The organism is Pseudomonas sp. GXM4 (assembly GCF_008923895.1).
GTDB lineage: Bacteria > Pseudomonadota > Gammaproteobacteria > Pseudomonadales > Pseudomonadaceae > Aquipseudomonas > Aquipseudomonas atacamensis.
Window position 1 is genome coordinate 1 of record NZ_WBRZ01000013.1, and the last position, 21,488, is coordinate 21,488.

Consider the following 21,488-nt stretch of genomic DNA (forward strand, 5'->3'; position numbering starts at 1 on the left):
AGGTGAATGGATATGACAACTGAACAGCATTGAGTTTGGATTTTCACAATCTAGCTACTCATCCATAGAACCCCAGCCAGATGCGCTAGCTAAGATTCTATCAACTCACGATAAGTATAAAAAACATAACCTAACGTGAAGATGATTGAAAAATGACATTTCTGTAACTTTTCGAAGGACGGGACGCTCGCACAGCGAGTCATCCCGTTCGATGTCACATGACAGCTAATGGATACTCAACAATCACACGTACTTCATCAAGGTCAGATTCAAACGCTGTAGCACGAGTGTTTGCTTGGCGCAGGCGGAAAGACATGTCCTTCAAAGATCCGGTCTGAACGACATATTTCACCTCAATATCGCGTTCCCAGCGTTTCTGATCGGTCAGCGGATTTCCCTCTGCATCCCGTCGCATGTAGGTTCCATTAGCGTTGGAGTAATCGGCATCGGTGCCACGGGCGTAACGTGTCATAAACGACAGTCCTGGCACGCCATATGTCGTCATATCCAAGTCGTATCGGACCATCCATGAACGCTCTTTAGGCGAGTTGAAATCGCTGTATTGGATTGAGTTGTCGAGAAAAATGGAATCCGATTGGCGGAGGTAGTCGAAGTCGTCGTTACCATTGTTTCGTTGGTGAGACAATGCGACAGAGTGTGCGCCATACTTCACGCCGACTTTAGCACTCCAAATATTATTGTTGAATTCACCTAGCAATGTTTTGCCTTCGTCGACGGCTTTGTAGTAGTTCAAGCCGCCGAATACGGAGAGTTCATCCGAAAGCGAATAGTTTAATCCCGTGCCGGCCTAATATTGATTCCAGGCGTCTTTAAGGCGGCTGGAGTAGAGGCTAACGATCACATTCTTGTTCAGATTGTAGTCACCGCCAAAGTAGCCGACCCACGGTGAATTAACAGGTCCGGCATAAAATGTCGCGAAATTGTCGCGCATATTGCTGGAAGTTGGCTGGCTCATAGCGTGAAGGCGGCCCGCCTGAACAGTCAATCCGTCAAAGCTGGTGTTTGTCGCCGTTACGCCTGTGAAACTTTCTGGTAGAAGTCTGGAGTCACCAGCGGCAACGACTGGGTTAGATGGGAATACGTCGCCGACCTTTACTACCGTGTCAAAGGCGCGAATTTTTGCTGCACCTCCAATTTTAGTATATTCGTCTCTAGCCTGCCCATCACTATTGACCGGTAGTACATCGAACGAACTACGGCCACCATTACGCCCGTCACCTGTGTCGAGTTTCAATCCGATCATGGCGAACGCGTCAACACCGACACCCACAGTGCCCTGAGTAAACCCGGACTCGAATTTACTAATGATGGCATGTGCCCAGGCCTCGGAGTAACCGTTGCCCGTTGCACTCGATTGGCCGTTGCGATGATCACGATTGAAGTAATAGTTTCGGTTGAGAACAGTAAGGCTGCTGCCTTCCACAAATCCTTCGGCCTTTTCTTCCGCAAATACCGTGGAAGGGCCAGAACTGACAACGATCGCCAACGCGGCCATCGAAAATTTCGTGTTGTTATTCATACATCACTCCTTAGGTTCGGCAGAACTAGAAAGCTCTTCGGCTGGAATTATTGTTTACAGAAAGCAGGATGTGCCTCCCGCATCGTCGCCGAGTTGTATCGTTGCAATCTGGAGATAACGTGGACATGATCAGAAAATTACAATTTTGTAATGTATCTCTGCTTTTTAGATTGGCTTTATTTGGGGCGTGTCAGCTGATGTGCAGATCTTGTTTGCTACGTTACAGTTCATGAGAGCCTTATGATCCGCAGCTCAAGCGGGGTATTCACACGCGATCTGCGCTCAGATCGTATCCGTCCAACGAAACGCTTTTTTTGACACAACTGCGGAGCTAATAGTGTCCACCGAGCCAATACGTGGGTAGCTGTATTCGCGGTGAGGGGGAGGCTGTTGGTAATTCAGAATGGCTTACGCTTACTGCGTAGATGAGAGTGACACGAATCATGGCTTGCCAGCGGCTATCGACGAATACTGTCCGAGTGACATTTATCTACTAGAAACGAAATGGTCTAAGGTTATCCATGGCTGGGAACGGCTCAAAAACCTTACTCAGCCCGTGCCTAAGCTCCATTCTTACAGCTATGGCTGATAATTTGGACGGCCGGGAGAGAGCGACTGATGCGTTGGTCAAGTGGCGTGTAATACGGCTGCTTTGCTTTTCTCGAATCGTGGGGGAAAAATCGGACGAGCACGAGTCGACGCCATACAAACGGTGCGAGTAGCGGACGAAATGAAGGTTTTATTACGGGGCAGTCAATGATCACGTGCATTACGACCACGCGGGCTTCCAGACCTGGGCTTTGGTGGGGAATCGCAGCTGCATTGGCGTTGCTCGATCAGGGGCTCAAGTTCACTATCGAGCACCTCTATGACCTGGGCTCCTCGGTCGCCGTAAGCTCATTCTTCAACATAGTGCATGCCCGTAATACTGGCGCCGCGTTCAGCTTCTTGGCTGACGCCGGAGGCTGGCAGCGTTCCTTTTTTGTTGTTATTGCGCTGACCGTAGCATTGACGCTCATCGCGGTACTTCGACGAGAACGTCCCTGGAGCGAAGCCTTGGGCTATTGTCTCGTCTTGGGTGGCGCCGTGGGAAATCTCATCGACCGGTCTGTCCGAGGCTTTGTCGTGGACTATCTGGATTTTCACTATCAAGGCTGGCACTGGCCAGCGTTCAATGTCGCGGATATCGCCATCGTTGGCGGGGTATCGCTTTTATTGATCTCGAGCGTGAAAAGCCCAGCGCCCTCAAGTAAGCGCTGACGATGGAGCGCCACCTTCCAATTGATTCCGTCAGGTGGTCTGGTCGCGCGTGGCTAACGACTGGGCTGGCGGTCTTCGCTGGCCGTGCTGGTCATCAGGATTGGCATCACCATCAGGCTCATCAGATAACGATAGGTCTGGACGCGCCCATAACAGTTGAGTGCCTGCAAAGTCAGCACACCGAGTTTGCAGTGTTTATTCCTGCCGGAGTTCGGCATCGAATCAGCGGAGCCTTCATTGTTTCAATCTACTTGGATGTTTTGGCAGAAGAGGCCCAAGCTCTGCCGAAAAGCATGTGGCCGACTTTAATCGAGATCGCTCCGGCTGAAGCCGCAGAAATTGCGAACTCCCTGACGGGAGGCACGGGAGACACTCGGTCCGCAGTGCGAAAAGCTCTACAGATAGGTGATGTACTTCCAGTCGAAGATCAGCGCCTGGCAGTAGTCAGTACGGCCATTTACCAGGGCAAGGTGCGACGCGAAGAGTTGGCCGCGTTGGTCCACCTGTCCCCAACTCGATTCTCGCATTGGTTCGTGGAGCAGACGGGTTTGCCGCTGCGTAGCTATGCGAAGTGGCTAAGGCTGACCCAGGCAGTTCGGTATCTGGCGTGCGGGCAACCTATTACCGCTGCCGCTCACGAGTCAGGATTCTCCGACTCTGCCCACTTCTCCAGAACCTTTCGCTCGCTGTTGGGTATAGATCCTTCATCGGCGCTCGCCGAGGTGAACCTGCGCGAAGCGAGTGTCGCGCCAGCTTTGCGGCCTTAGCTACAGGCCGCTTGCCGATTCGAATAGTTAAGCTTTCAGCGCCAGGATTCGACGTGCGCCGTTCAGCACGATCAGACCAACGACCGTACCAATCACGAAGTCTGGGTACGAAGACCCTGTCCACGCGACCAATGCCCCCGCAGCGATTACGCCTACGTTCGCAATCACATCGTTGGCTGAGAAAATCCAACTCGCTTTCATGTGGGCGCCACCTTCGCGGTGGCGATAGATCAGCCACAGGCAAGTAACGTTCGCCACCAGCGCGGCGGCGCCTATCCCCATCATCAACATTGACTCAGGTTCGCTGCCATAGAGAAAGCGTCGAGCAACTTCAAAAAGCACACCCAAGGCTAAAATGATCTGAAACATACCCGCCAAATGCGCCGCACGTACCTGCATCCCGGCGCTGCGACCGACTGCATAGAGAGCCAGCCCGTAGACGGCCGCATCAGCAAACATGTCCAGCGAGTCGGCAATCAGCCCAGTCGATTGAGCAATGAGGCCAGCACCCATTTCTGCGACAAACATCGCGCCGTTGATGCCTAGCAAGATTTTTAGAGTGCCGGCTTCCTTTGAAGCATTCAGCTCTTCACTGGCACTGTTAGCCGATATGGACTCAGGGCTGACTGGCTGCGTACCCAGGAGCGTTGCTCCCAAGCCAAGTGACTCCAACTTGATAGCAATCTGATCTACAGGCCCTTCGTGAAATACACTTACCTGTCTACCGGATAGATCAAAAGATAATGAAGCAATCTCGTGCAAGCCCTTCAGTGCGAGTCTGATCATCCTTTCTTCGGAAGGACAGTCCATTTTTGGCACCGAAAACTTACTGATCCAAGTTCTTTCATTCAATGGTTTTGCTGCTGCTTCTGGGCCTGTCGAAGCCGGGCCGCAGCCACAGGATTTGTCACAAGAACTCATGGACCGCTCCTCCTAATGCCTTCAGTCCTTTCGATTACAAACCTTCTAGCCGCTATAAGGTCAAGCGGGAATGCTGATTCCTCGATTGTAGCTCTTTCATTCAATTCAAACGCCGGCCTCTAACATATCGTCTTCGCTTCCTACAGGAGGTGAGAGATGATTGTTATTTTCCGATACGCCATACGCTGGATGAGCTATCCGCTCATATTTGGTGGCAGCGCTGCCTTCATGATCTGGGCGCTATACACCGGCATTCCGCCATGGCCGACTACACTCATCATCGCCATGGTGAGCGTGTTCGCGATCGCCGGATTGGAAAAATTCCAACCTTTTCGTAGGTCTTGGCTCGAAGATCATCAAGACACCACCACCGACGCATTGCATATGCTGGTCAACCTCTCCGTCATTCAGTTCACTGCTGAAGTCCTGGCCAAGCTTGGCGATGCGGTGCCGGCATCAGTTCGTCTTTTTCCCAGCGAGAGTCCCCTCTGGTTACAGCTGGTTCTGGTCGCAACCGTCCTCGATTTAAGCCTGTATGTCATGCATCGCATCAGCCATCGGGTGCATTGGCTGTGGCGTATGCACATGATTCATCACAGCGCAGATAGACTGTATTGGATGAATGGGGAGCGCAGACATCCTCTACATGCGGCGCTAATGGCCGGACCGGGATTAGTAATTCTGCTCGCATCAGGCGCGCCGTCGGCGGTTGTCGCAACTTGGTTCAGCATCTTGACCGTTCACTTGGCCTTCCAGCATTCAAACCTCGATTACTCGCTGGGTTGGCTACGCAACGTGATGGCAGTCGCGGAGACACATCGCTGGCACCATAAGCGGGAGTTCGAGGATGCCCAGGTAAACTTTGGGGAGTTCTTCCTTTTATGGGATCAGCTATTTGGAACCTTCTATGAGGGAGCGGACAAGCTCGGTGATGCCCAAGTAGGTCTCCAAGAGCGGGACTATCCGACTGGGTATCGAGCGCAACTGATCGCACCGTTTCGGCGCTAGCTTTGGAAACGTACGACTATAGTGATCAATCAGCTAATTCTTTTGTTAGCGGCCCTTCGTGAGCGGCTGTAGAGTCGCCTTGAAATCGAATTCATGTGGTTTTGAACAGATATGTAACGAAATTAGCGAGTTTATGTCTTTTGCATAAATTCGCTAATTTCGATACATACGCTGCGGCCAGCACTCTTACCCAATCGCGTTTGCCAGAAAACGACGCCGCCATTATTCCCTTTCTGTTGCTCAAATCGACCTCGGTGCTTAAACCGATTCAGCATCCGCCACGCTCAGATCTTTCTTGTAATTGGAGTGAATGACCTTAAGATGATTTTATCTGGCCATCATCGTTTTTTATCATGGATGTTTCTCGGGGGTAGGTCGAAATGGCAGAGCAAGAAGACGTTAAAGGCGCGAGCGGGCGCTTTAACACGAATGATGAGACGAAGCGGATCGTATGGATACAGGCCGCTGGTCATTGTGAACTGTGTGGTACAGATCTAACGTTCGACTATCGTGCCGGCAAACCGATGAAATGGGGCGAAGTGGCGCATATCCTACCCGCCAGTCCGAAGGGGCCTCGGGGTCGCGCAGATCATGACGCTGAGGCGCATACCAACGATACCGCTAACCTGATGCTCCTGTGCCCAGGCTGTCATGACAAAATTGATCGTGACGCAGATGGTTACCCTGAAAATGATTTGAGTGGTTTACACCAAGCGTACCTGGAACGCATCCGGCTCGCCGCAACGACCCCCGATGGTGGCAGAGCCATTCCTCTCATCGTCCAGAGTCAGCATTTCCAGACGATCACCGATATTCCCGTTCGCGATCTGTTGACTGCGATGTCTGCTGAGGGATTAACCGCCTTCGATCAAGGCATCAAAATCACCTTCGCTGCGCCCGGACCACGCGGCAGGGACACCACTTATTGGCAAAACGTCAAAGACAGTGTGCAGTATGAGCTTGAGCAGCAACTCAAGCGTCGCGGCGGCACCTATGGCGACTCGCCCGCGCTAGCAGTGGTAGGCTTGGCCGACATTCCGGCTTTGATGATGTTGGGCCAGAGTATCGGCGACCGCTCCAAGCGCTTGATCTTCGCCTTTCACCGCGAGCATCTTTTGCGCTGGCCCGATCAGTCCGCGGAGCCGCCCGTTTTTTTGTTTACACCTCCCTCCGACGGCGATGGGCCGCTGGCGCTTGTGCTCTCCATTTCTGCGCAAGTTCCAGTTCGCGACGTGCTCGACGCTCTGCCCGGTGCACGTATAGCAGAGCTGTCGATCCCAGAGCCAAGCTATGCGATGGTACAAAACCGTCGGGTGATTCATGCCTTTCGTGACGCACTTCAAATACGACTGAGCCAGCTTGAAGCTCTGACTCCTACCCCTATCCACGTCTTCGCTGCTATTCCTGCGGCATTGGCCATCGAGTTTGGCGCGTTGCTTACAACGCAGCACCAACATACGTACCTGATCTTCGATCGGGACAAAGAAAACCAAGATCGGTTTACGCAAACACTGCAATTGGGCTCGGTGGCCCAGGAGGCTAGGTAAATGCTATTGAGCAACGAACAGACCAAGCGCAGCAGTTGGGAATATTTTCTGCTTCGCGCCGCGCGGGAAATCTCGCTGTCGGAAGCGCAGTACGAAAAAATAAATGACCGCTACTCCCAACTGGAAAAAATCCTCTCGGCCTCCGACAACCCGCTGCTCGCTGAGGCACATATTTTTGTTCAAGGCTCGATGCGGCTGAAAACGACCATCAAGCCAATCCTCGGTGCGCCTGCGGATCTGGACACCATTGATGCGGACGCGATTATCTGGCTCCCTAACGCTCAAGGCGCTAGTGCGAACGAAGTTCTAGAAGCGATTGAGCAGCGTTTTAGGGAAGGCTCTCGCGTTCAGGAAGAAGTTAAGCAATTACGTCGTGGCATCCGGATCATTTATGCCGACGAAAATCCGGGTTTCCACATCGATGTCACGCCTGCCCGCGCGATCAATGGAAATGGCGAAGCAAACGGCGAGGGTAAGCTGGAGGTCCCGGATCGGGTCACAGGGTGGAAACCAAGCAGCCCTATCCCTTACTCGAATTGGTTACAGGTTGCTTCTGCCCAGGAAATCTCCTTGGAGAGCTTGGTGATTGCCAAAAGCCAGCGAATGCTTGATGCCGCGACACAAGATCCTTTGCCGCATTATCAGGACTACATCGATCAAGATCCCCTGCGTGCGACCATAAAGCTGCTTAAGCGGCATCGCGATGAATGGGCCATCAAAACTAGGAGCGCTGATACTCGGCCCATATCTGCAGTTATCACCACTCTGGCCACTCACGCGTACCTGGATGTCGTGAAGGAGTCCCAGTCGAAGCCTCTGGCACCGCTCGATGCAATTCTGGAAATCGTTCGCAGAATGCCGCAGCACATCGCGCAAAGAGGTAGCGATTGCTTTGTCTGCAACCCTGCCGATAACGGCGAAAACTTTGCAGAGAAGTGGAATCGACCGGGCGAGGGGCAAGGCTATCGCAAAGCGTTTGCCAAGTGGCATGCGGACGCCAGTGCATCCGTGTCCTTGGGTCTGGAAAATTTTGAGTCCAATGATTCTTTTGCCGAGGCAGTGAAAAAGAATTTCGGTATCGCGCCGGCATTCATTACGGCGGTAAACAATGAGATCCCTGCGAATTGGACGATGCCCGGCCGACCGGATGGCACTACTCGAAACTCTGCTTCGATGGGTTCCCTCTTCGGAGGGGCCAGCGGTGGCGGAACCTCTCAGTCGAGCGTAAAGCCAGTTGGACGCCTTGGCTGATCCTCTTAAGACGCCATTGCAGCGCGGAATCGCCGCACTGCGAAATACCCTAGGTCAGGATGCAGCCGATGCATTGCTCCAGCCCGCACCCATGCGGGCTGACGAAGCGGCGTGCTTTCACTTCCCCTTGCCCATCGATTACACGGGGCAGGAGCGGCGACTGCGTATTGGTTTTCCCTCCAACTTTCCCCGTGGGCTCTTGCGGCTAAACGTCGAACCTTCTCCATGGCTGGTTTGGCCGCATGCCACTAAGTCGGGGCTTTGCCTTCATGGCTTTCAGGAACGCCCCATTATGGGCTCCCCGGAGGTCGTGGTAGAGGACAGCCTTGCTCGCTTGGCCCAGATCGTTTCGTTGTCCAAGATGGGATCAAGTCAGGCAACGCGCGATATCGAATTTCAGAATGAGATCACTACCTACTGGTCTTTTCAGCACGGTCAGTCATTCCAGAACCTCTTACTTTTGGATCGGCCTCAGGCCGCCTCGCAGTTGTTTGCTCTCAGCGATCCGCGCCGGGCTGTGCCATCCGGACAGGAAACGGTTTGGCTAGGATCGAACGTAGCTGCACTCAAAGGGCATTACCGACGGGTTGTCGGGCGCTCCGCTGTCATTCGCGCGGCCGAAACTCCTGGTTTTTACGTCAAGCTTCAGACTTATCCGGATATCCGCACTCCGGATCCAGAAGATTTATTGCTCTGGCTCACGCCACACCTTCAACCAGACGATGCCGAGCAATTGCTGGCATGGTTTGAGCTGCACGGAACGTTGGCGAGTCGATGGATTGTCCTGGAGCTTCCTGGGGGGACGGATGCTCCAACTTATTGCCTCAATGTGCGCTCGCTTGGCGTACAGCAAGAGCGGGGGGCAAAGTTTGGCTTGCGCACAGCGCGCCGCCGGCCAGCCATCGCAAATGCACATCCTCCGGCACTTGTTCGCGCAACTGCCCTAGACGTGCTTGATCGTGCGTCCATTCTGTCCCGCGATATAAGCGGCACTGCAAAACACCTTGAAAATGCTCGGGTCGTTTGTGTTGGCGTTGGCTCGTTAGGCAGTGCGGTGGCAATACAATTGGCACGCTCCGGTGTCGGCCACCTTGCCCTCATCGATCCTGACACTCTGGTGTCAGCCAATCTGGGTAGGCACGTTCTGGGAGCGGATAGCCTAGGGAGGCTGAAAGCCTCAGCGTTGAGGGACAAGATTCTGTTAGATCTTCCGACTACAGAATGCACCGCTTATTCGACTTTCGCCGAAGTAGTTATGAGCAGCAAACCAGAAGTGTTCGATAACGCAGATCTTGTGGTGATTACGACAGCGGACTGGCAGTCGGAGGTCACTGTATGGCGAGCCAAATCCAGCGGCGTTTCTTGGGGACTTTTACAAGCCTGGAGCGAACCGTATACCCAGGTAGGCCACGCGCTATTCGCACCAGCCGGTACCTTTGATGGCCGTCATTTATTCACGGACATCGGCGATTTTCTTCATAAGTTTACAGAGTGGCCGGGAGGAGGTGTGGTTCCACTGCCCGCTTGTGGGGAGAGCTTTATTCCAGGCGGATCGCTGGGGATGACCAATATCGCCTCTATGGTGTCGCACACGGCTTTACGTGCATTGACCGGCAACATCACCACTGCATCTTGGGTCAGCAGTATCTACAGGCCTGAAGATGTGCCGAGCCTAGGAGGCCAATACCATGGGCCCAAACTTCAAGAGGGGGCGCAGCAACTCCTACTCGAGCGCGGATGGCCGGAACATAAGGATGACATGGTATGACGGATATCGCTTGGCGCTGGAGATGGGCGGAGGTGGATTCCGAGCTATTGGTGTCGCAAGCTGTCGCGGACATCTTGGATAGTCATCGGCAGGGCCTCTTTGGCGTGGAGCGAGGGGGACAGTTATTCGTCAACCCGGTTAATCCGAAAGGGTTGCTGCTGGCCTTGGCCACGTTGCCTCATCGCGCCGATCGGTCAGGCTGGTCTTGGCTAGAGTTGGATGCGGAGCGGTGCTGCCAGGAGATCCAAGCTGCTAACGAACAAGGGTTACGTCTGGTGGGCTATTGGCATACGCATCCCCAATCTGTTCCGGTGATTTCTCCGGCAGACATAGGAAGTTTCTCCAGATTTGCTGCGCGTTACACGCAGGATCTGCCGCACCCAATAGCCGTTATCGTTGGCAAGTCCGAAAAACCAGAAGGCATCAAGGCGTGGTCGTTCAGGGGCGGCAGATATGTTGAGGCAACCTGGCTTAGATAAGCTTCAAGTCGGTGCCATGGAAGGCATGTCAGCGGTTACCTTTACCCGCCAGCATTAGTGCGAAGAGCTCTGCCTGAAAGCGAGCATCATCCAATGCGTTATGGTTCGGTTCGCTGAGCGGCTTCAGCGCAGCGGTCATCTTGGATGATTTTGTTTCCTGCCAGCTGCAACCTACAGCTCCCATGAAGTAGGCCTTCATGTCGATAGCGGTAAAACCAAAGGGGTTGGTTTCCAAGTATTTATGGAAGTAGTAGTTGACGAATGACCAGTCAAACGGTGCATTGAGTCCTACGAAAATGACCTTCTTCCCCGTTTGGCAGGATGATTTCAGCCATTCACCAAATGTCAGCATCGCCTGTTGCGGAGTGAGTCCTTCGCGCTCCAACTTCTCCAGACTCAGCCCCGATACTGCGAGTGCTTCTGGGTCGTGTTTTGGACTGTCAGGTCGTAGTTCAAGATAGATGGACGTGGCAGGTTGATCTACAAGGCAAGCTCCAATGGAAAGCAAACTGTATTCGCCTGGTATAGGTCCAGAAGTCTCGACGTCGACGGAAACATAAAGCTCATCAGGGTTCATGTCATATCCTTTTCGTGTAGTTGCCAGATCACGCTCAAGCTCGTAACCATGTGACGGTGGTAAGGCGGCGAAGCCATTGACCGATTTTTTGCTGTTTTACTCGCTATCCGGCGTTCGAGCAGCGGCAGTGCATGTCTACTGGAGGAGTGCACGTTCCTTTGGTCAGCTCTGCGCCCGAGCATAATGATGTGTGTCATTCTCTAATCGCGGATGAGGGCCGGACAATCATGAGCGAGCGTTGGATAGTCAAGTGCCAGAATACTGAGGACGGTACTGGCGACATCATCATTGACCTACCTCCAGAGTTGCTTGACCAAATGGGGTTAGGTGTTGGGGACGACCTGGAGCTAACGGTAGCGAATGGCACATTAGTGCTGATGCCCCTGGACAACGCAACATCAGTGCGGCCAATGTTTGCTGGCGTCCTGCGTCATGATGTCTATCATGCTTACCGCACGCGTCTGGACGCGCTTCTTCATATCTCGGTCAATGCTTCGGATCTGGACATTCACGACGTGATTGTAGCTGGCTTCTCGGCCAGCCTGATCAAGGTGCTCTGTGATGATGGAACCCTAAGCGACGAAGAGCGCGACAGAATCATTCAACCCAAAACGCTCAAAAAAAAATTGGCAGCCAATCAGCTCTTAACGTTGCATGAGAGCGACCGCCTGTTCCGGTTTGGACACATTACTGCCATGGCCGAGGTGATCTTTGGTGACAAAGGGAAGGCCAAACGATGGCTTTCAAAACCCAAAGCCCGTTTTGAGGGAGAGAGCCCATCGGCGATGCTCACTACAACCATTGGCACACATCTAGTCGAAGAAATGCTGATTCAGGTGGCTGAGGGCATGTCATCGTAATCCAGCCGCAGCCTATTCGTGAGAATCGCTTTTCCCTGGAGATAGGGCGTCTTGCGTCAAAACAAAATAATGCAGGCTTAATGCTGATGGGCTTATATCGCGCGTTATCAAGAGGCTTGCATGCGATAGCTGAAAGCCAGTGTCTAATTAATTGTTCGCGTCGATTCTGACGGCTACACTCCAACCCCATGAAACGCTACCTGCGGTTTTGCCTTATTTTTGTCATCAGCCTGGCGCTTCCCCTCAGCGGGATGGCGGGGGTGCAGGCACCGACAGTACCGTGCCCGATGAAAGCCATGGGCATGGCGATGATGGACGACATGGGCATGGATTGTTGCAATGACATGAAGAGCCCGACCGAGCATGGGAAACCCTGCAAACCGGGTCAGGAGTGCAAGACGGGCGGGATGCTGCAAGTCTCGATCGTCAAGCCGCCCGTGACACTGTTCAGCCCCGTCGTGCTGGTCTTTTCCAGTGATTCCGTTTCTGTGTCCACCCCGTCCGGGGTATGGCGACCGCCCCGCGTCTGATTCCTATCCGTTATTGAACCTCATCCTGTTTTAACGGGATGGCATGGCTGTGCGCAGATCTTTTGACGCGCGCAGCGGATCATCACAGGAATCGCAAACATGAACCCCAAGTGCTTTTGCACAGGTTGGTCCCTAGTGGCCGGCCTGGCGGCAAGCGTACTGGCCTTGCCGAGCTTCGCTACCTCGCTGACGCTCGACGAAGCCTTGCGGCTGGCCGAAAACACCGCGCCGTCGCTGTCTGCACAGGATGCAAAGATTCAGGCTGCCAGCAGTGCGGCCATTCCAGCGGGTGAGCTACCTGATCCGAAGTTGCTGGCTGGTCTGCAGAACTATCCCATCGGCGGCCCAGATCGCTGGAGCGTCAATGATGACTTCATGACTATGCAAATGGTCGGGGTCAGGCAAGACATGCCCAATATTGACAAGCGGAGGGCGCGGATCGAGGTGGCGAACGCAGGGGTTGAGCGTGCCGCTGCTGAGCGTCAGGTTGAACGCCTGAACGTGCGCCAAGCCACGGCGCTGGCTTGGATAAGCAGCTATTCAATCGAGCGCAAAGACGCGCTGTTCCAGGACTTCTACAAGGAGAACCGCCTGCTGAGCGACACCGTCCGCGCGCAAATTGCCGGCGGTCGCGCACAACCGGCCGATGCCGTGACACCGAAGCAGGAAGCGGCGCAACTGGCCGAGCAGCAGGACGATCTGATACGCCAGCGTGCTCAAGCGCGCGCGGCGCTGAAACGCTGGATTGGTCCGGCCGCCAACGCAACGCCGGCGGGAAGTCTTCCGCAGTGGCCGATCGATACGTCAGGCTTGCCCCATAAACTGCAACATCATCCCGAGCTGGCCGCGTACGGGCCGATGACCCGTGAAGCGCAAGCCAAGGTGCGCGAGGCGCAGGCGGAGAAAAAGTCCGACTGGAGTTGGGAGGTGGATTATCAACACCGTGATCGGCAGTTCGGCGACATGGTAAGCGTGCAACTTTCTTGGGATCTGCCGTTGTTTCCGCAGACTCGGCAGAACCCCAAAATTGCCGCCCGAGAAGCCGAAGTCAACCAACTCGAATCCGAGCGCGAAGCCTTGTCACGCGAGCATATCGAGCAACTGGAAAGTGAACTGGCTGACTATGAACGGCTCAATCGTGCGGTCCAGCGCAATGCGCAAAGTCTGCTGCCGCTGGCCAAAGAAAAAGTCGAACTCAGCATGGCCAGCTATCGCGCCGGTAAAGGCGATTTGAATGCGGTTGTCGCCGCCAGACGTGAACTCATCGAGGCTCGCCTCAAACAAGTCGAAGTGGAGGAACAGCGAGCACTGACCAATGCACGACTGTATTTTGCGTACGGAGAGGCCAGCCAATGACCCTTAAAAAGAGTGGGGTGTTGTTGGCAGGCTTTGCAATGGCAATGGGCGTCGCCGGTGGTTACTGGCTGGCGCTTCAACGCGTCAGCGAAGTGCCGAGCGCTTCGCCTGAGCAAAATCTCAACGCGCCAAATGAACGCAAAGCCCTGTATTGGTATGACCCGATGTTCCCCCAACAGAAGTTCGACAAACCGGGTAAATCGCCGTTCATGGACATGCAGTTGGTCCCGCAATACGCCAGTGGCGGCAACGATCAAGCGACGGTCAGCATCGACCCGAGCGTGGCGCAGAATCTCGGTCTGCGCTCGGCGATGGTCAGCCGTGGAGTGTTTGCGTCCAGCCTTGATGTGAGCGGCATCCTCGCCTTTAACGAACGGGATGTTGCGATTATCCAGGCTCGTACTCCTGGCTTTGTCGAGCGGGTCTACGCGCATGCTCCCGGTGATCAGCTGAAAGCCAACGCGGCGCTGGCGGATATTCTGGTGCCCGAGTGGGCGGCGGCGCAGACTGAGTTCCTGGCCCTGAAAAACAACGGTGATCGCGACTTGCTCGCCGCTGCGCGGCAGCGCTTACGGCTCAGTGGAATGCCGTCGGGAATGATTGCCCAGGTCGAACGTAGCGGTAAGATCCAACCTTATCTGACGCTGACCAGCCCGATTGGCGGGGTGCTGCAAGAGCTCAACCTGCGCATAGGCATGACCGTCGCGGCGGGCGAGACGCTGGCGCGAGTCAATGGTCTGAGCAGTGTCTGGCTGGCGGTGTCCGTTCCTGAATCCGACGCGGGCACCATCGCCGAGGGGCAAAAGGTCGAGGCGCAGTTGCCGGCTTTCCCTGGGACCAAGGTCAATGGCACTGTCAGCACAATTCTGCCGGACACCAATGCGGACAGCCGCACCCTGCGCGTACGGGTCGAACTACCCAATCCAGACGGCCGCCTAAGGCCCGGTTTGACGGCGCAAGTGCGCTTGAGCAGCTCAACTGAGCAGAGTGTGTTGTGGGTTCCGAGCGAGGCCGTCATTCGCACGGGTCGGCGTGCCTTGGTGATGCTAGCCGAAGATGCTGGCCGCTATCGCCCCGTTGAAGTGCAGCTCGGGCAGGAAAGCAGTGGCAAGACAGTAATCGTTAAAGGTCTGGATGAAGGTCAGAAGGTAGTTACCTCGGGGCAATTTCTGCTCGACTCGGAGGCCAGTCTCAAGGGTATCGTGGCCAGTTCAGCAGGCGAACCACCCCGTATCGCAGCAGCCTCAGGTTTGCATGAGGCAGACGGGCAGATCGTCGAAATCGACGATAAAGAAGTCACACTCGCCCACGGCCCCTTCAAGACACTGGGCATGCCGGGCATGACGATGACGTTTCCACTTGCCAATCCGACCCTGATTCAGGGTCTGAAAACGGGCGACAAGGTTCGGGTCGCGGTGAGCCAAACCGACGATGGATTGCGTGTCGAGCGTCTAGATAAAACGGGAGGTCAGCCATGATCGCTGCGCTCATCCGGTGGTCAGTCGCCAACCGCTTTTTGGTGCTGTTGGCGACACTTTTCGTCACAGCTTGGGGCGTCTGGTCAGTTCAGAGCACACCCATCGATGCACTACCGGATCTCTCCGATGTACAGGTGATCATCCGTACCCCTTATCCGGGACAAGCACCGCAGATTGTCGAGAATCAGGTCACCTATCCGCTGGCCACCACCATGCTTTCAGTACCTGGAGCCAAGACCGTGCGCGGGTACTCCTTCTTCGGCGACAGCTTTGTTTACGTGCTGTTCGAAGACGGTACGGACTTGTACTGGGCTCGCTCTCGGGTGCTGGAGTATTTGAGTCAAATACAAAGCCGGTTGCCAGCCAGCGCAAAGCCCGCATTGGGGCCGGATGCAACGGGAGTGGGCTGGATTTATCAGTACGCACTGGTGGATCGCACTGGTGGGCACGATCTCGCGCAACTTCGTGCGCTTCAAGATTGGTTCCTGAAGTTTGAACTCAAGACGCTGCCCAATGTTGCGGAAGTGGCCACCGTGGGCGGCATGGTCAAGCAATACCAAGTACAGCTCGATCCGCTCAAGATGGCCAATCTCGGGATCACTCAGGCACAGGTGACTGAAGCCATCGGCAAGGCTAATCAGGAAACCGGTGGTGCCGTGCTGGAAATGGCCGAAACCGAGTTTATCGTGCGAGCTTCGGGTTATCTAAAGACGCTCAACGATTTTCGGACGATCCCGCTGAAGTTGGAATCAGGCGGTGTGCCTGTAAGCCTTGGCGATGTCGCCACGATTCAGCTTGGGCCGGAAATGAGACGAGGCATCACTGATCTTGACGGGGAAGGCGAGACCGTCGGTGGGGTGGTGATTTTGCGCAGCGGTAAGAATGCTCGCGAGACCATTACGGCGGTGAAGAGCAAACTGGATGAGCTGAAAAGCAGTCTCCCAGCAGGCGTAGAAATCGTAACAACCTACGATCGCAGCAAGCTGATCGACCGCGCAGTAGACAACCTCAGTTACAAGCTGCTGGAAGAGTTCATCGTCGTTGCCCTGGTGTGCGGGATCTTCCTCTGGCACCTGCGCTCATCCTTGGTGGCAATCATTTCGCTACCTGTGGGGGTGTTGATTGCATTCATTGTCATGCGATACCAGGGCATCAACGCCAACATCATGTCCTTGGGTGGGATCGCTATCGCTATCGGTGCCATGGTCGATGCCGCAGTGGTGATGATTGAAAACGCACACAAAAAAATAGAATCCTGGCACACCTCTCATCCTGGGCAGGAGTTGAAGGGTGAGCAGCATTGGCATGTGATGACCGATGCAGCGGCCGAAGTCGGCCCCGCGCTTTTCTTTTGTCTGTTGATCATCACTCTGTCGTTCATTCCGGTGTTCACGTTGGAGGCTCAGGAAGGAAGATTGTTTGGCCCACTGGCGTTTACCAAGACCTACGCCATGGCGGCAGCGGCGGGATTGTCGGTCACGTTGGTGCCGGTGTTGATGGGTTACTGGATTCGGGGACGAATTCCGAGTGAGCAGCAGAACCCTTTAAACCGCTGGTTGATACGGATCTACCAACCCGCGTTGGACGCAGTTCTGCGTCGTCCGAAAACCACTCTGCTGGTGGCGCTGTTGGTATTTGTCAGTGCGCTATGGCCAATGTTTCGCTTGGGTGGGGAGTTCCTTCCACCACTGGACGAAGGGGATCTGCTCTACATGCCTTCAGCCCTGCCGGGGTTGTCGGCACAGAAGGCTGCACAACTGCTGCAACAGACCGATCGCCTAATCAAAACAGTCCCTGAAGTTGAACACGTTTTCGGCAAGGCCGGTCGTGCTGAGACCGCTACCGATCCAGCGCCGTTGGAAATGTTTGAAACCACGATTCAGTTCAAACCGCATGAGCAATGGCGCCCAGGCATGACCCAGGAAAAATTGGTAGAGGAGCTGGACCGCGTGGTACGCGTGCCTGGCCTGACCAATATTTGGATACCCCCGATTCGCAACCGCATCGACATGCTGGCCACAGGGATCAAAAGTCCCATCGGGGTGAAAGTTGCCGGCACTAACCTGACGGAAATCGATTCGGTCACCCAGGCGGTTGAAAAGGCAGCCAAAAATGTGCCCGGTGTCAGCTCCGCGTTGGCCGAGCGCCTGACCGGTGGCCGCTACATCGATGTGGATATCGATCGTAATGCAGCCGCCCGCTACGGCATGAATATCGCCGATGTGCAATCCATCGTGGCCGGTGCTATCGGAGGCGAAAATATCGGGGAGACCGTTGAGGGGCTCGCACGTTTTCCGATCAGCGTCCGTTACCCGCGAGAGTGGCGTGACTCACCGAGAGCCTTGGAACAATTGCCCATCTACACATCGTCAGGCATCCAGATCACCCTCGGTACTGTGGCAAAAATCAAGATCACTGACGGTCCACAAATGCTCAAGAGCGAGAACGCGCGGCCTTCGGGCTGGGTGTACATCGATGTACGTGGTCGTGACATTGCCTCCGTGGTCGCCGATCTTCGTCAGGTCGTCAATCAACAGGTCAAGTTGCAGCCTGGTATGAGCTTGAGCTACTCGGGGCAGTTCGAGTTTCTCGAAAGAGCTAACGCACGACTCAAGCTGGTCGTACCGGCCACGCTATTGATCATCTTCGTGCTGCTTTACCTGACATTCGCTCGATTCGATGAGGCCTTGTTGATCATGGCCACACTCCCTTTTGCTCTCACTGGAGGGGCATGGTTCCTCTATTTGCTCGGTTTCAATCTGTCGGTGGCAACGGGGGTCGGCTTCATCGCACTAGCCGGGGTTTCTGCGGAGTTCGGCGTGATCATGCTGCTCTACCTGAAGAATGCTTGGGTCGAACGTGTAGACCTTGGCGATAACTCTGAACGTGCACTAGTGGCGTCGATTCGTGAAGGCGCTGTGCAGCGGGTGCGTCCCAAAGCTATGACTGTGGCTGTCATCATCGCGGGCCTGTTGCCCATACTGTTGGGCAGTGGTACCGGCAGCGAAGTGATGAGCCGAATTGCCGCGCCAATGGTCGGCGGCATGGTAACCGCGCCCTTGCTTTCCCTGTTTGTCATCCCCGCGGCCTATCGCTTAATGCGTCGTCGAAATCTACCTAGCAAACCCGTAATTCTGAAAGGAAATGTCGTATGAAACTGACCCTTATTACAGTTGCCAGCACTGCGGTTGTGCTCTCTTTCGCTGCCCATGCAAAAGACACGTCAGCAATGAAAATGGACGGTATGGAAGGCATGGAAATGAAGCAGGAATCAAAGCAGGAATCAAAGCAGATGGCTGTCGCCGATGCCGAGGGCACGATCAAGGCCATTGATCCTGCGAAACATACCGTGACACTCGCTCACGGTGCCGTCCCAGCTGTTCAATGGCCGCCGATGACCATGGCCTTTTCCGTATCGGATGATCAATTGGCAGGGTTGAAGGTAGGAGATCGTGTGTCATTCACCTTTCGGGTCGAGGGAGGTAAAGGAACGATCGTCTCCATAAAGAAATGAGTTACTAATGCTGTCGGTTACCGGCAAGCATCGTGGTGCCGGTCACCGACCATCATTTCATCAACGTAACCCTGAGTGTTTATTTGATAGATGTTTAAATGGAGCGCTGATTTACCCGTTTCGACAGCTCTTCAGCCGACTCTTTGCGTTCCGAGTAACGGTCTACCAAGTACTCCTGACGGTCACGCAATAGCAGGGTGAACTTCATCAGCTCCTCCATCACGTCGACCAGGCGATCGTAGTAAGACGAAGGCTTCATACGTCCATTCTCGTCAAACTCGGTAAACGCTTTGGGCACCGAAGACTGGTTGGGGATCGTCACCATGCGCATCCAGCGACCCAGTACCCGCAACTGATTCACCACGTTGAAAGACTGAGAGCCGCCGCAAACCTGCATGACTGCCAAGGTTTTACCTTGGGTCGGACGTACCGCGCCCATCGCCAATGGCACCCAGTCGATCTGAGCTTTAAAGACGGCGCTCATCGATCCATGACGCTCTGGGGAACACCACACCTGTCCTTCAGACCACTGCATTAGCTCGCGGAGTTCCGCGACTTTTTGGTGGGTATCCGGAGCATCATCAGGCAGTGGTAATCCTGATGGGTTGAAGATTCGTGTTTCCGCACCGAAGTGCTCCAACAACCGCGCGGCTTCTTGGGTTACCAATCGGCTGAACGAACGCTCGCGGGTCGACCCATAGATCAGAAGGATGCGCGGTTTATGCGTGGACGGCTCACGAGGAGTGAGTCGCTCCATGCTTGGGACGTCGATGAGATCTGCTTCAATGTTTGGAAAATGGTCTTTCATAGTGACTCCTGGCACCAGCGGGACATGGTCTACAACGTGCCGATGCGGGCTAGCTCAGTTTTAAGCTCTTCTGAGCTCAAAGTAGCGATAGGCAACGAAATGAAGGCGTTTACCCGCTCTTGGATTTTGCTCAGGGTTTGCTGGAATGCCGCCTCGATTTGCACTTCAGATCCCGTAGCTTCAGAAGGATCTGCCAGCCCCCAATGAGCCTTGAGCGCCGGGCCGAAGAAGATCGGGCAGGCTTCGCCGGCTGCCCGATCGCAGACCGTGATCACGATGTCTGGTGGCGACCCTTCAAAGGCATCGGATGCTTTACTGCTAAGGCCGCCAGTAGGGATCCCTGCAGCTTCGAGCGTTTGAATCGCTCGCGTATTTACCCGGCCACTTGGGAAGCTTCCGGAACTGACGGCTTCCATTCCTTCAGGAGCAAGGTGATTGAACACCGCCTCGGACAAGATGCTCCGGCAGCTGTTGTGGGTGCACATGAATAGGACTTTCATCGTGATCTCCTGGAATCAAAAGCTGAGGCGCAAAGCCAAGGCGCTCAGGGTGGCAATGAGGATTGGAAGCGTGAGCACCACACCGGTCTTGAAGTAGTAACCCCAACTGATGGTGATGTCCTTTTTAGCCAGCACGTGTAGCCAGAGCAGTGTGGCTAGGCTGCCGATTGGAGTGATTTTCGGACCAAGATCGCAGCCAATGATGTTCGCGTAGACCATGGCTTGATGAACTACACCAGTCGCTTCCGTTGCATGGATCGAGAGCGCGCCGATGAGCACAGTTGGCATGTTATTCATGATCGAAGAAAGCACGGCGGTCAGAAGTCCTGTACCCAGCGACGCCCCCCAAATGCCATATCCAGCGAATACGTTGAGCAATTGAGCAATGTGGTCAGTCAGTCCGGCGTTCTTCAAGCCATACACCACCAGGTACATGCCCAGCGAGAAGATCACGACTTGCCACGGCGCGCCCTTGAGCACCTTGCTGGTGTTGATGGCGTGACCTTTGGCTGCGATGACATAGAGCACCAATGCGCAGGCGGCGGCGATGCCACTGATGGGGATACCCATTGGCTCGACAACGAAGAAGCCGACCAGTAACGCGAGCAGCACCCACCATCCTGCCACGAAGGTTGCGCGATCGCGTATCGCATCCTCTGGGGCATGGAGCTGTGTCAGGTCATAAGTCTTGGGTAAGTCTTTTCGGAAAAACCACAGGAGCATTCCCAGCGTTGCAGCGATGCTGACCAAGTTGACCGGCACCATGATTGCCGCGTACTCGCTGAATCCAATGTTGAAGTAATCGGCCGAAACGATATTCACCAGGTTGGAAACCACCAACGGCAAACTCGCTGTATCAGCAATGAATCCTGCGGCCATCACAAACGCCAGAGTCGCTGCGGGGGAAAAGCGCAGGGCCAGCAACATGGCGATCACGATAGGAGTAAGGATCAGCGCCGCGCCGTCATTGGCGAACAGTGCTGACACAGCTGCTCCCAACAAGATGATGAAGGCAAACAACTTGCGGCTGCTGCCACCTCCCCACCGAGCGACATGCAGGGCTGCCCACTCGAAGAAACCAGCCTCGTCGAGCAGCAGACTGATGATGATCACGGCGATGAACGTCGCCGTGGCGTTCCAAACGATATTCCATACCACCGGGATATCGCCAAGGCTGACCACGCCGCTCAACAACGCAAGCGCGGCACCCAATGAGGCACTCCAGCCGACACCCAGCCCTTTGGGCTGCCAGATGACCAGGACGATGGTGAAAATAAAAATGAGTAGAGCGATTAGCATGCGGGCGACTCGTTTCGAAGGTTGG

At 54.8% G+C, this 21,488-nt stretch carries 19 protein-coding genes and 1 pseudogene; 13 read left to right on the forward strand and 7 right to left on the reverse strand.

Annotation, left to right across the window (positions count from 1 at the left end; all coding sequences use genetic code 11):
• Positions 1-214: 214 nt before the first annotated feature.
• A pseudogene (locus F8N49_RS03960) lies at positions 215-1,540 on the reverse strand (OprD family porin).
• A gap of 756 nt (positions 1,541-2,296) precedes the next feature.
• Here F8N49_RS03960 and lspA point away from each other — a divergent pair.
• A complete protein-coding gene (gene lspA, locus F8N49_RS03965; RefSeq protein WP_151550844.1) occupies positions 2,297-2,800 on the forward strand; it encodes a signal peptidase II in 504 nt (167 codons plus the stop codon).
• Positions 2,801-2,853: 53 nt separating this feature from the next.
• Here the strand turns inward: lspA and F8N49_RS28190 are convergent, their stop codons facing one another.
• Positions 2,854-3,018 carry a hypothetical protein gene (locus tag F8N49_RS28190; protein ID WP_256675392.1) on the reverse strand — a complete coding sequence of 55 codons (165 nt, stop codon included), beginning with the start codon at positions 3,016-3,018 and terminating at the stop codon, positions 2,854-2,856.
• A 315-nt stretch (positions 3,019-3,333) separates the two neighbouring features.
• On the opposite strand from F8N49_RS28190, the gene F8N49_RS28195 reads away from it, so the two are divergent.
• Positions 3,334-3,567, forward strand: coding sequence for a helix-turn-helix domain-containing protein (locus F8N49_RS28195; protein WP_256675391.1), 234 nt, complete (start codon positions 3,334-3,336; stop codon positions 3,565-3,567).
• A 27-nt stretch (positions 3,568-3,594) separates the two neighbouring features.
• Here F8N49_RS28195 and F8N49_RS03975 read toward each other — a convergent pair whose 3' ends face one another.
• Positions 3,595-4,488 (reverse strand): cation transporter, encoded by an 894-nt coding sequence (locus F8N49_RS03975; protein ID WP_178116898.1) that lies wholly within the window; start codon positions 4,486-4,488, stop codon positions 3,595-3,597.
• Between the two features lie 156 nt (positions 4,489-4,644).
• Here F8N49_RS03975 and F8N49_RS03980 point away from each other — a divergent pair, with 156 nt between their 5' ends.
• The 5 genes from F8N49_RS03980 (at position 4,645) to F8N49_RS04000 (ending at position 10,541) form a co-directional block, all read left to right on the forward strand.
• Positions 4,645-5,496 (forward strand): sterol desaturase family protein, encoded by an 852-nt coding sequence (locus F8N49_RS03980; protein WP_151550846.1) that lies wholly within the window; start codon positions 4,645-4,647, stop codon positions 5,494-5,496.
• A gap of 380 nt (positions 5,497-5,876) precedes the next feature.
• A complete protein-coding gene (locus F8N49_RS03985; RefSeq protein WP_151550847.1) occupies positions 5,877-7,043 on the forward strand; it encodes an SAVED domain-containing protein in 1,167 nt (388 codons plus the stop codon).
• Positions 7,044-8,294 (forward strand): nucleotidyltransferase, encoded by a 1,251-nt coding sequence (locus F8N49_RS03990; protein WP_151550848.1) that lies wholly within the window; start codon positions 7,044-7,046, stop codon positions 8,292-8,294.
• Positions 8,278-10,062, forward strand: a complete 1,785-nt coding sequence (locus F8N49_RS03995) for a ThiF family adenylyltransferase (RefSeq protein WP_151550849.1) — start codon at positions 8,278-8,280, stop codon at positions 10,060-10,062. The genes F8N49_RS03990 and F8N49_RS03995 overlap by 17 nt, the downstream gene beginning before the upstream one ends.
• Positions 10,059-10,541 (forward strand): Mov34/MPN/PAD-1 family protein, encoded by a 483-nt coding sequence (locus tag F8N49_RS04000; RefSeq protein ID WP_151550850.1) that lies wholly within the window; start codon positions 10,059-10,061, stop codon positions 10,539-10,541. The genes F8N49_RS03995 and F8N49_RS04000 overlap by 4 nt, the downstream gene beginning before the upstream one ends.
• Positions 10,542-10,569: 28 nt before the next feature.
• On the opposite strand, the gene F8N49_RS04005 is transcribed toward F8N49_RS04000, so the two are convergent.
• Positions 10,570-11,118: a 3'-5' exonuclease gene (locus F8N49_RS04005; protein ID WP_151550851.1), complete on the reverse strand. Its 549-nt coding sequence runs from the start codon at positions 11,116-11,118 to the stop codon at positions 10,570-10,572.
• 227 nt (positions 11,119-11,345) lie between these two features.
• On the opposite strand from F8N49_RS04005, the gene F8N49_RS04010 reads away from it, so the two are divergent.
• The 6 genes from F8N49_RS04010 to F8N49_RS04035 all read left to right on the forward strand — a co-directional run bounded on the left by F8N49_RS04010 (position 11,346) and on the right by F8N49_RS04035 (position 18,856).
• Positions 11,346-11,978 (forward strand): antitoxin Xre/MbcA/ParS toxin-binding domain-containing protein, encoded by a 633-nt coding sequence (locus F8N49_RS04010; RefSeq protein WP_256675390.1) that lies wholly within the window; start codon positions 11,346-11,348, stop codon positions 11,976-11,978.
• Between the two features lie 188 nt (positions 11,979-12,166).
• A complete protein-coding gene (locus F8N49_RS04015; protein WP_151550852.1) occupies positions 12,167-12,508 on the forward strand; it encodes a hypothetical protein in 342 nt (113 codons plus the stop codon).
• Positions 12,509-12,607: 99 nt separating this feature from the next.
• Positions 12,608-13,864 (forward strand): TolC family protein, encoded by a 1,257-nt coding sequence (locus F8N49_RS04020; RefSeq protein ID WP_151550853.1) that lies wholly within the window; start codon positions 12,608-12,610, stop codon positions 13,862-13,864.
• Positions 13,861-15,342, forward strand: a complete 1,482-nt coding sequence (locus tag F8N49_RS04025) for an efflux RND transporter periplasmic adaptor subunit (protein ID WP_151550854.1) — start codon at positions 13,861-13,863, stop codon at positions 15,340-15,342. Before F8N49_RS04020 ends, F8N49_RS04025 begins: the two co-directional genes overlap by 4 nt.
• Positions 15,339-18,497 (forward strand): efflux RND transporter permease subunit, encoded by a 3,159-nt coding sequence (locus F8N49_RS04030; protein ID WP_151550855.1) that lies wholly within the window; start codon positions 15,339-15,341, stop codon positions 18,495-18,497. The genes F8N49_RS04025 and F8N49_RS04030 overlap by 4 nt, the downstream gene beginning before the upstream one ends.
• Complete coding sequence (locus F8N49_RS04035; protein ID WP_151550856.1) at positions 18,494-18,856, forward strand: copper-binding protein; 363 nt, start codon at positions 18,494-18,496, stop codon at positions 18,854-18,856. Before F8N49_RS04030 ends, F8N49_RS04035 begins: the two co-directional genes overlap by 4 nt.
• A 94-nt stretch (positions 18,857-18,950) precedes the next feature.
• Here F8N49_RS04035 and arsH read toward each other — a convergent pair whose 3' ends face one another.
• The 3 genes from arsH to F8N49_RS04050 are packed head-to-tail and all read right to left on the reverse strand — an operon-like array spanning position 18,951 to position 21,463.
• Complete coding sequence (arsH, locus tag F8N49_RS04040) at positions 18,951-19,664, reverse strand: arsenical resistance protein ArsH (RefSeq protein WP_151550857.1); 714 nt, start codon at positions 19,662-19,664, stop codon at positions 18,951-18,953.
• Positions 19,665-19,693: 29 nt separating this feature from the next.
• On the reverse strand, positions 19,694-20,164 hold the full coding sequence (locus tag F8N49_RS04045; RefSeq protein ID WP_151550858.1) for an arsenate reductase ArsC: 471 nt from the start codon (positions 20,162-20,164) through the stop codon (positions 19,694-19,696).
• A 15-nt stretch (positions 20,165-20,179) separates the two neighbouring features.
• Positions 20,180-21,463 carry an arsenic transporter gene (locus F8N49_RS04050; protein WP_151550859.1) on the reverse strand — a complete coding sequence of 428 codons (1,284 nt, stop codon included), beginning with the start codon at positions 21,461-21,463 and terminating at the stop codon, positions 20,180-20,182.
• Positions 21,464-21,488 lie beyond the last annotated feature (25 nt).

What these genes read in the sequence shown, in the direction of transcription:
- F8N49_RS04035 (WP_151550856.1), top strand. Translation starts at nt 18,494, where the DNA reads ATGAAACTGACCCTTATTACAGTTGCCAGCACTGCGGTTGTGCTCTCT.
- F8N49_RS04015 (WP_151550852.1), top strand. Translation starts at nt 12,167, where the DNA reads ATGAAACGCTACCTGCGGTTTTGCCTTATTTTTGTCATCAGCCTGGCG.
- F8N49_RS04010 (WP_256675390.1), top strand. Translation starts at nt 11,346, where the DNA reads ATGAGCGAGCGTTGGATAGTCAAGTGCCAGAATACTGAGGACGGTACT.
- arsH (WP_151550857.1), bottom strand. Translation starts at nt 19,664, where the DNA reads ATGAAAGACCATTTTCCAAACATTGAAGCAGATCTCATCGACGTCCCA.
- F8N49_RS03975 (WP_178116898.1), bottom strand. Translation starts at nt 4,488, where the DNA reads ATGAGTTCTTGTGACAAATCCTGTGGCTGCGGCCCGGCTTCGACAGGC.
- F8N49_RS03980 (WP_151550846.1), top strand. Translation starts at nt 4,645, where the DNA reads ATGATTGTTATTTTCCGATACGCCATACGCTGGATGAGCTATCCGCTC.
- F8N49_RS04045 (WP_151550858.1), bottom strand. Translation starts at nt 20,164, where the DNA reads ATGAAAGTCCTATTCATGTGCACCCACAACAGCTGCCGGAGCATCTTG.
- F8N49_RS04025 (WP_151550854.1), top strand. Translation starts at nt 13,861, where the DNA reads ATGACCCTTAAAAAGAGTGGGGTGTTGTTGGCAGGCTTTGCAATGGCA.
- F8N49_RS03985 (WP_151550847.1), top strand. Translation starts at nt 5,877, where the DNA reads ATGGCAGAGCAAGAAGACGTTAAAGGCGCGAGCGGGCGCTTTAACACG.
- F8N49_RS04050 (WP_151550859.1), bottom strand. Translation starts at nt 21,463, where the DNA reads ATGCTAATCGCTCTACTCATTTTTATTTTCACCATCGTCCTGGTCATC.
- F8N49_RS03990 (WP_151550848.1), top strand. Translation starts at nt 7,044, where the DNA reads ATGCTATTGAGCAACGAACAGACCAAGCGCAGCAGTTGGGAATATTTT.
- F8N49_RS04020 (WP_151550853.1), top strand. Translation starts at nt 12,608, where the DNA reads ATGAACCCCAAGTGCTTTTGCACAGGTTGGTCCCTAGTGGCCGGCCTG.
- F8N49_RS04000 (WP_151550850.1), top strand. Translation starts at nt 10,059, where the DNA reads ATGACGGATATCGCTTGGCGCTGGAGATGGGCGGAGGTGGATTCCGAG.
- F8N49_RS04005 (WP_151550851.1), bottom strand. Translation starts at nt 11,118, where the DNA reads ATGAACCCTGATGAGCTTTATGTTTCCGTCGACGTCGAGACTTCTGGA.
- F8N49_RS28190 (WP_256675392.1), bottom strand. Translation starts at nt 3,018, where the DNA reads ATGCCGAACTCCGGCAGGAATAAACACTGCAAACTCGGTGTGCTGACT.
- F8N49_RS04030 (WP_151550855.1), top strand. Translation starts at nt 15,339, where the DNA reads ATGATCGCTGCGCTCATCCGGTGGTCAGTCGCCAACCGCTTTTTGGTG.
- lspA (WP_151550844.1), top strand. Translation starts at nt 2,297, where the DNA reads ATGATCACGTGCATTACGACCACGCGGGCTTCCAGACCTGGGCTTTGG.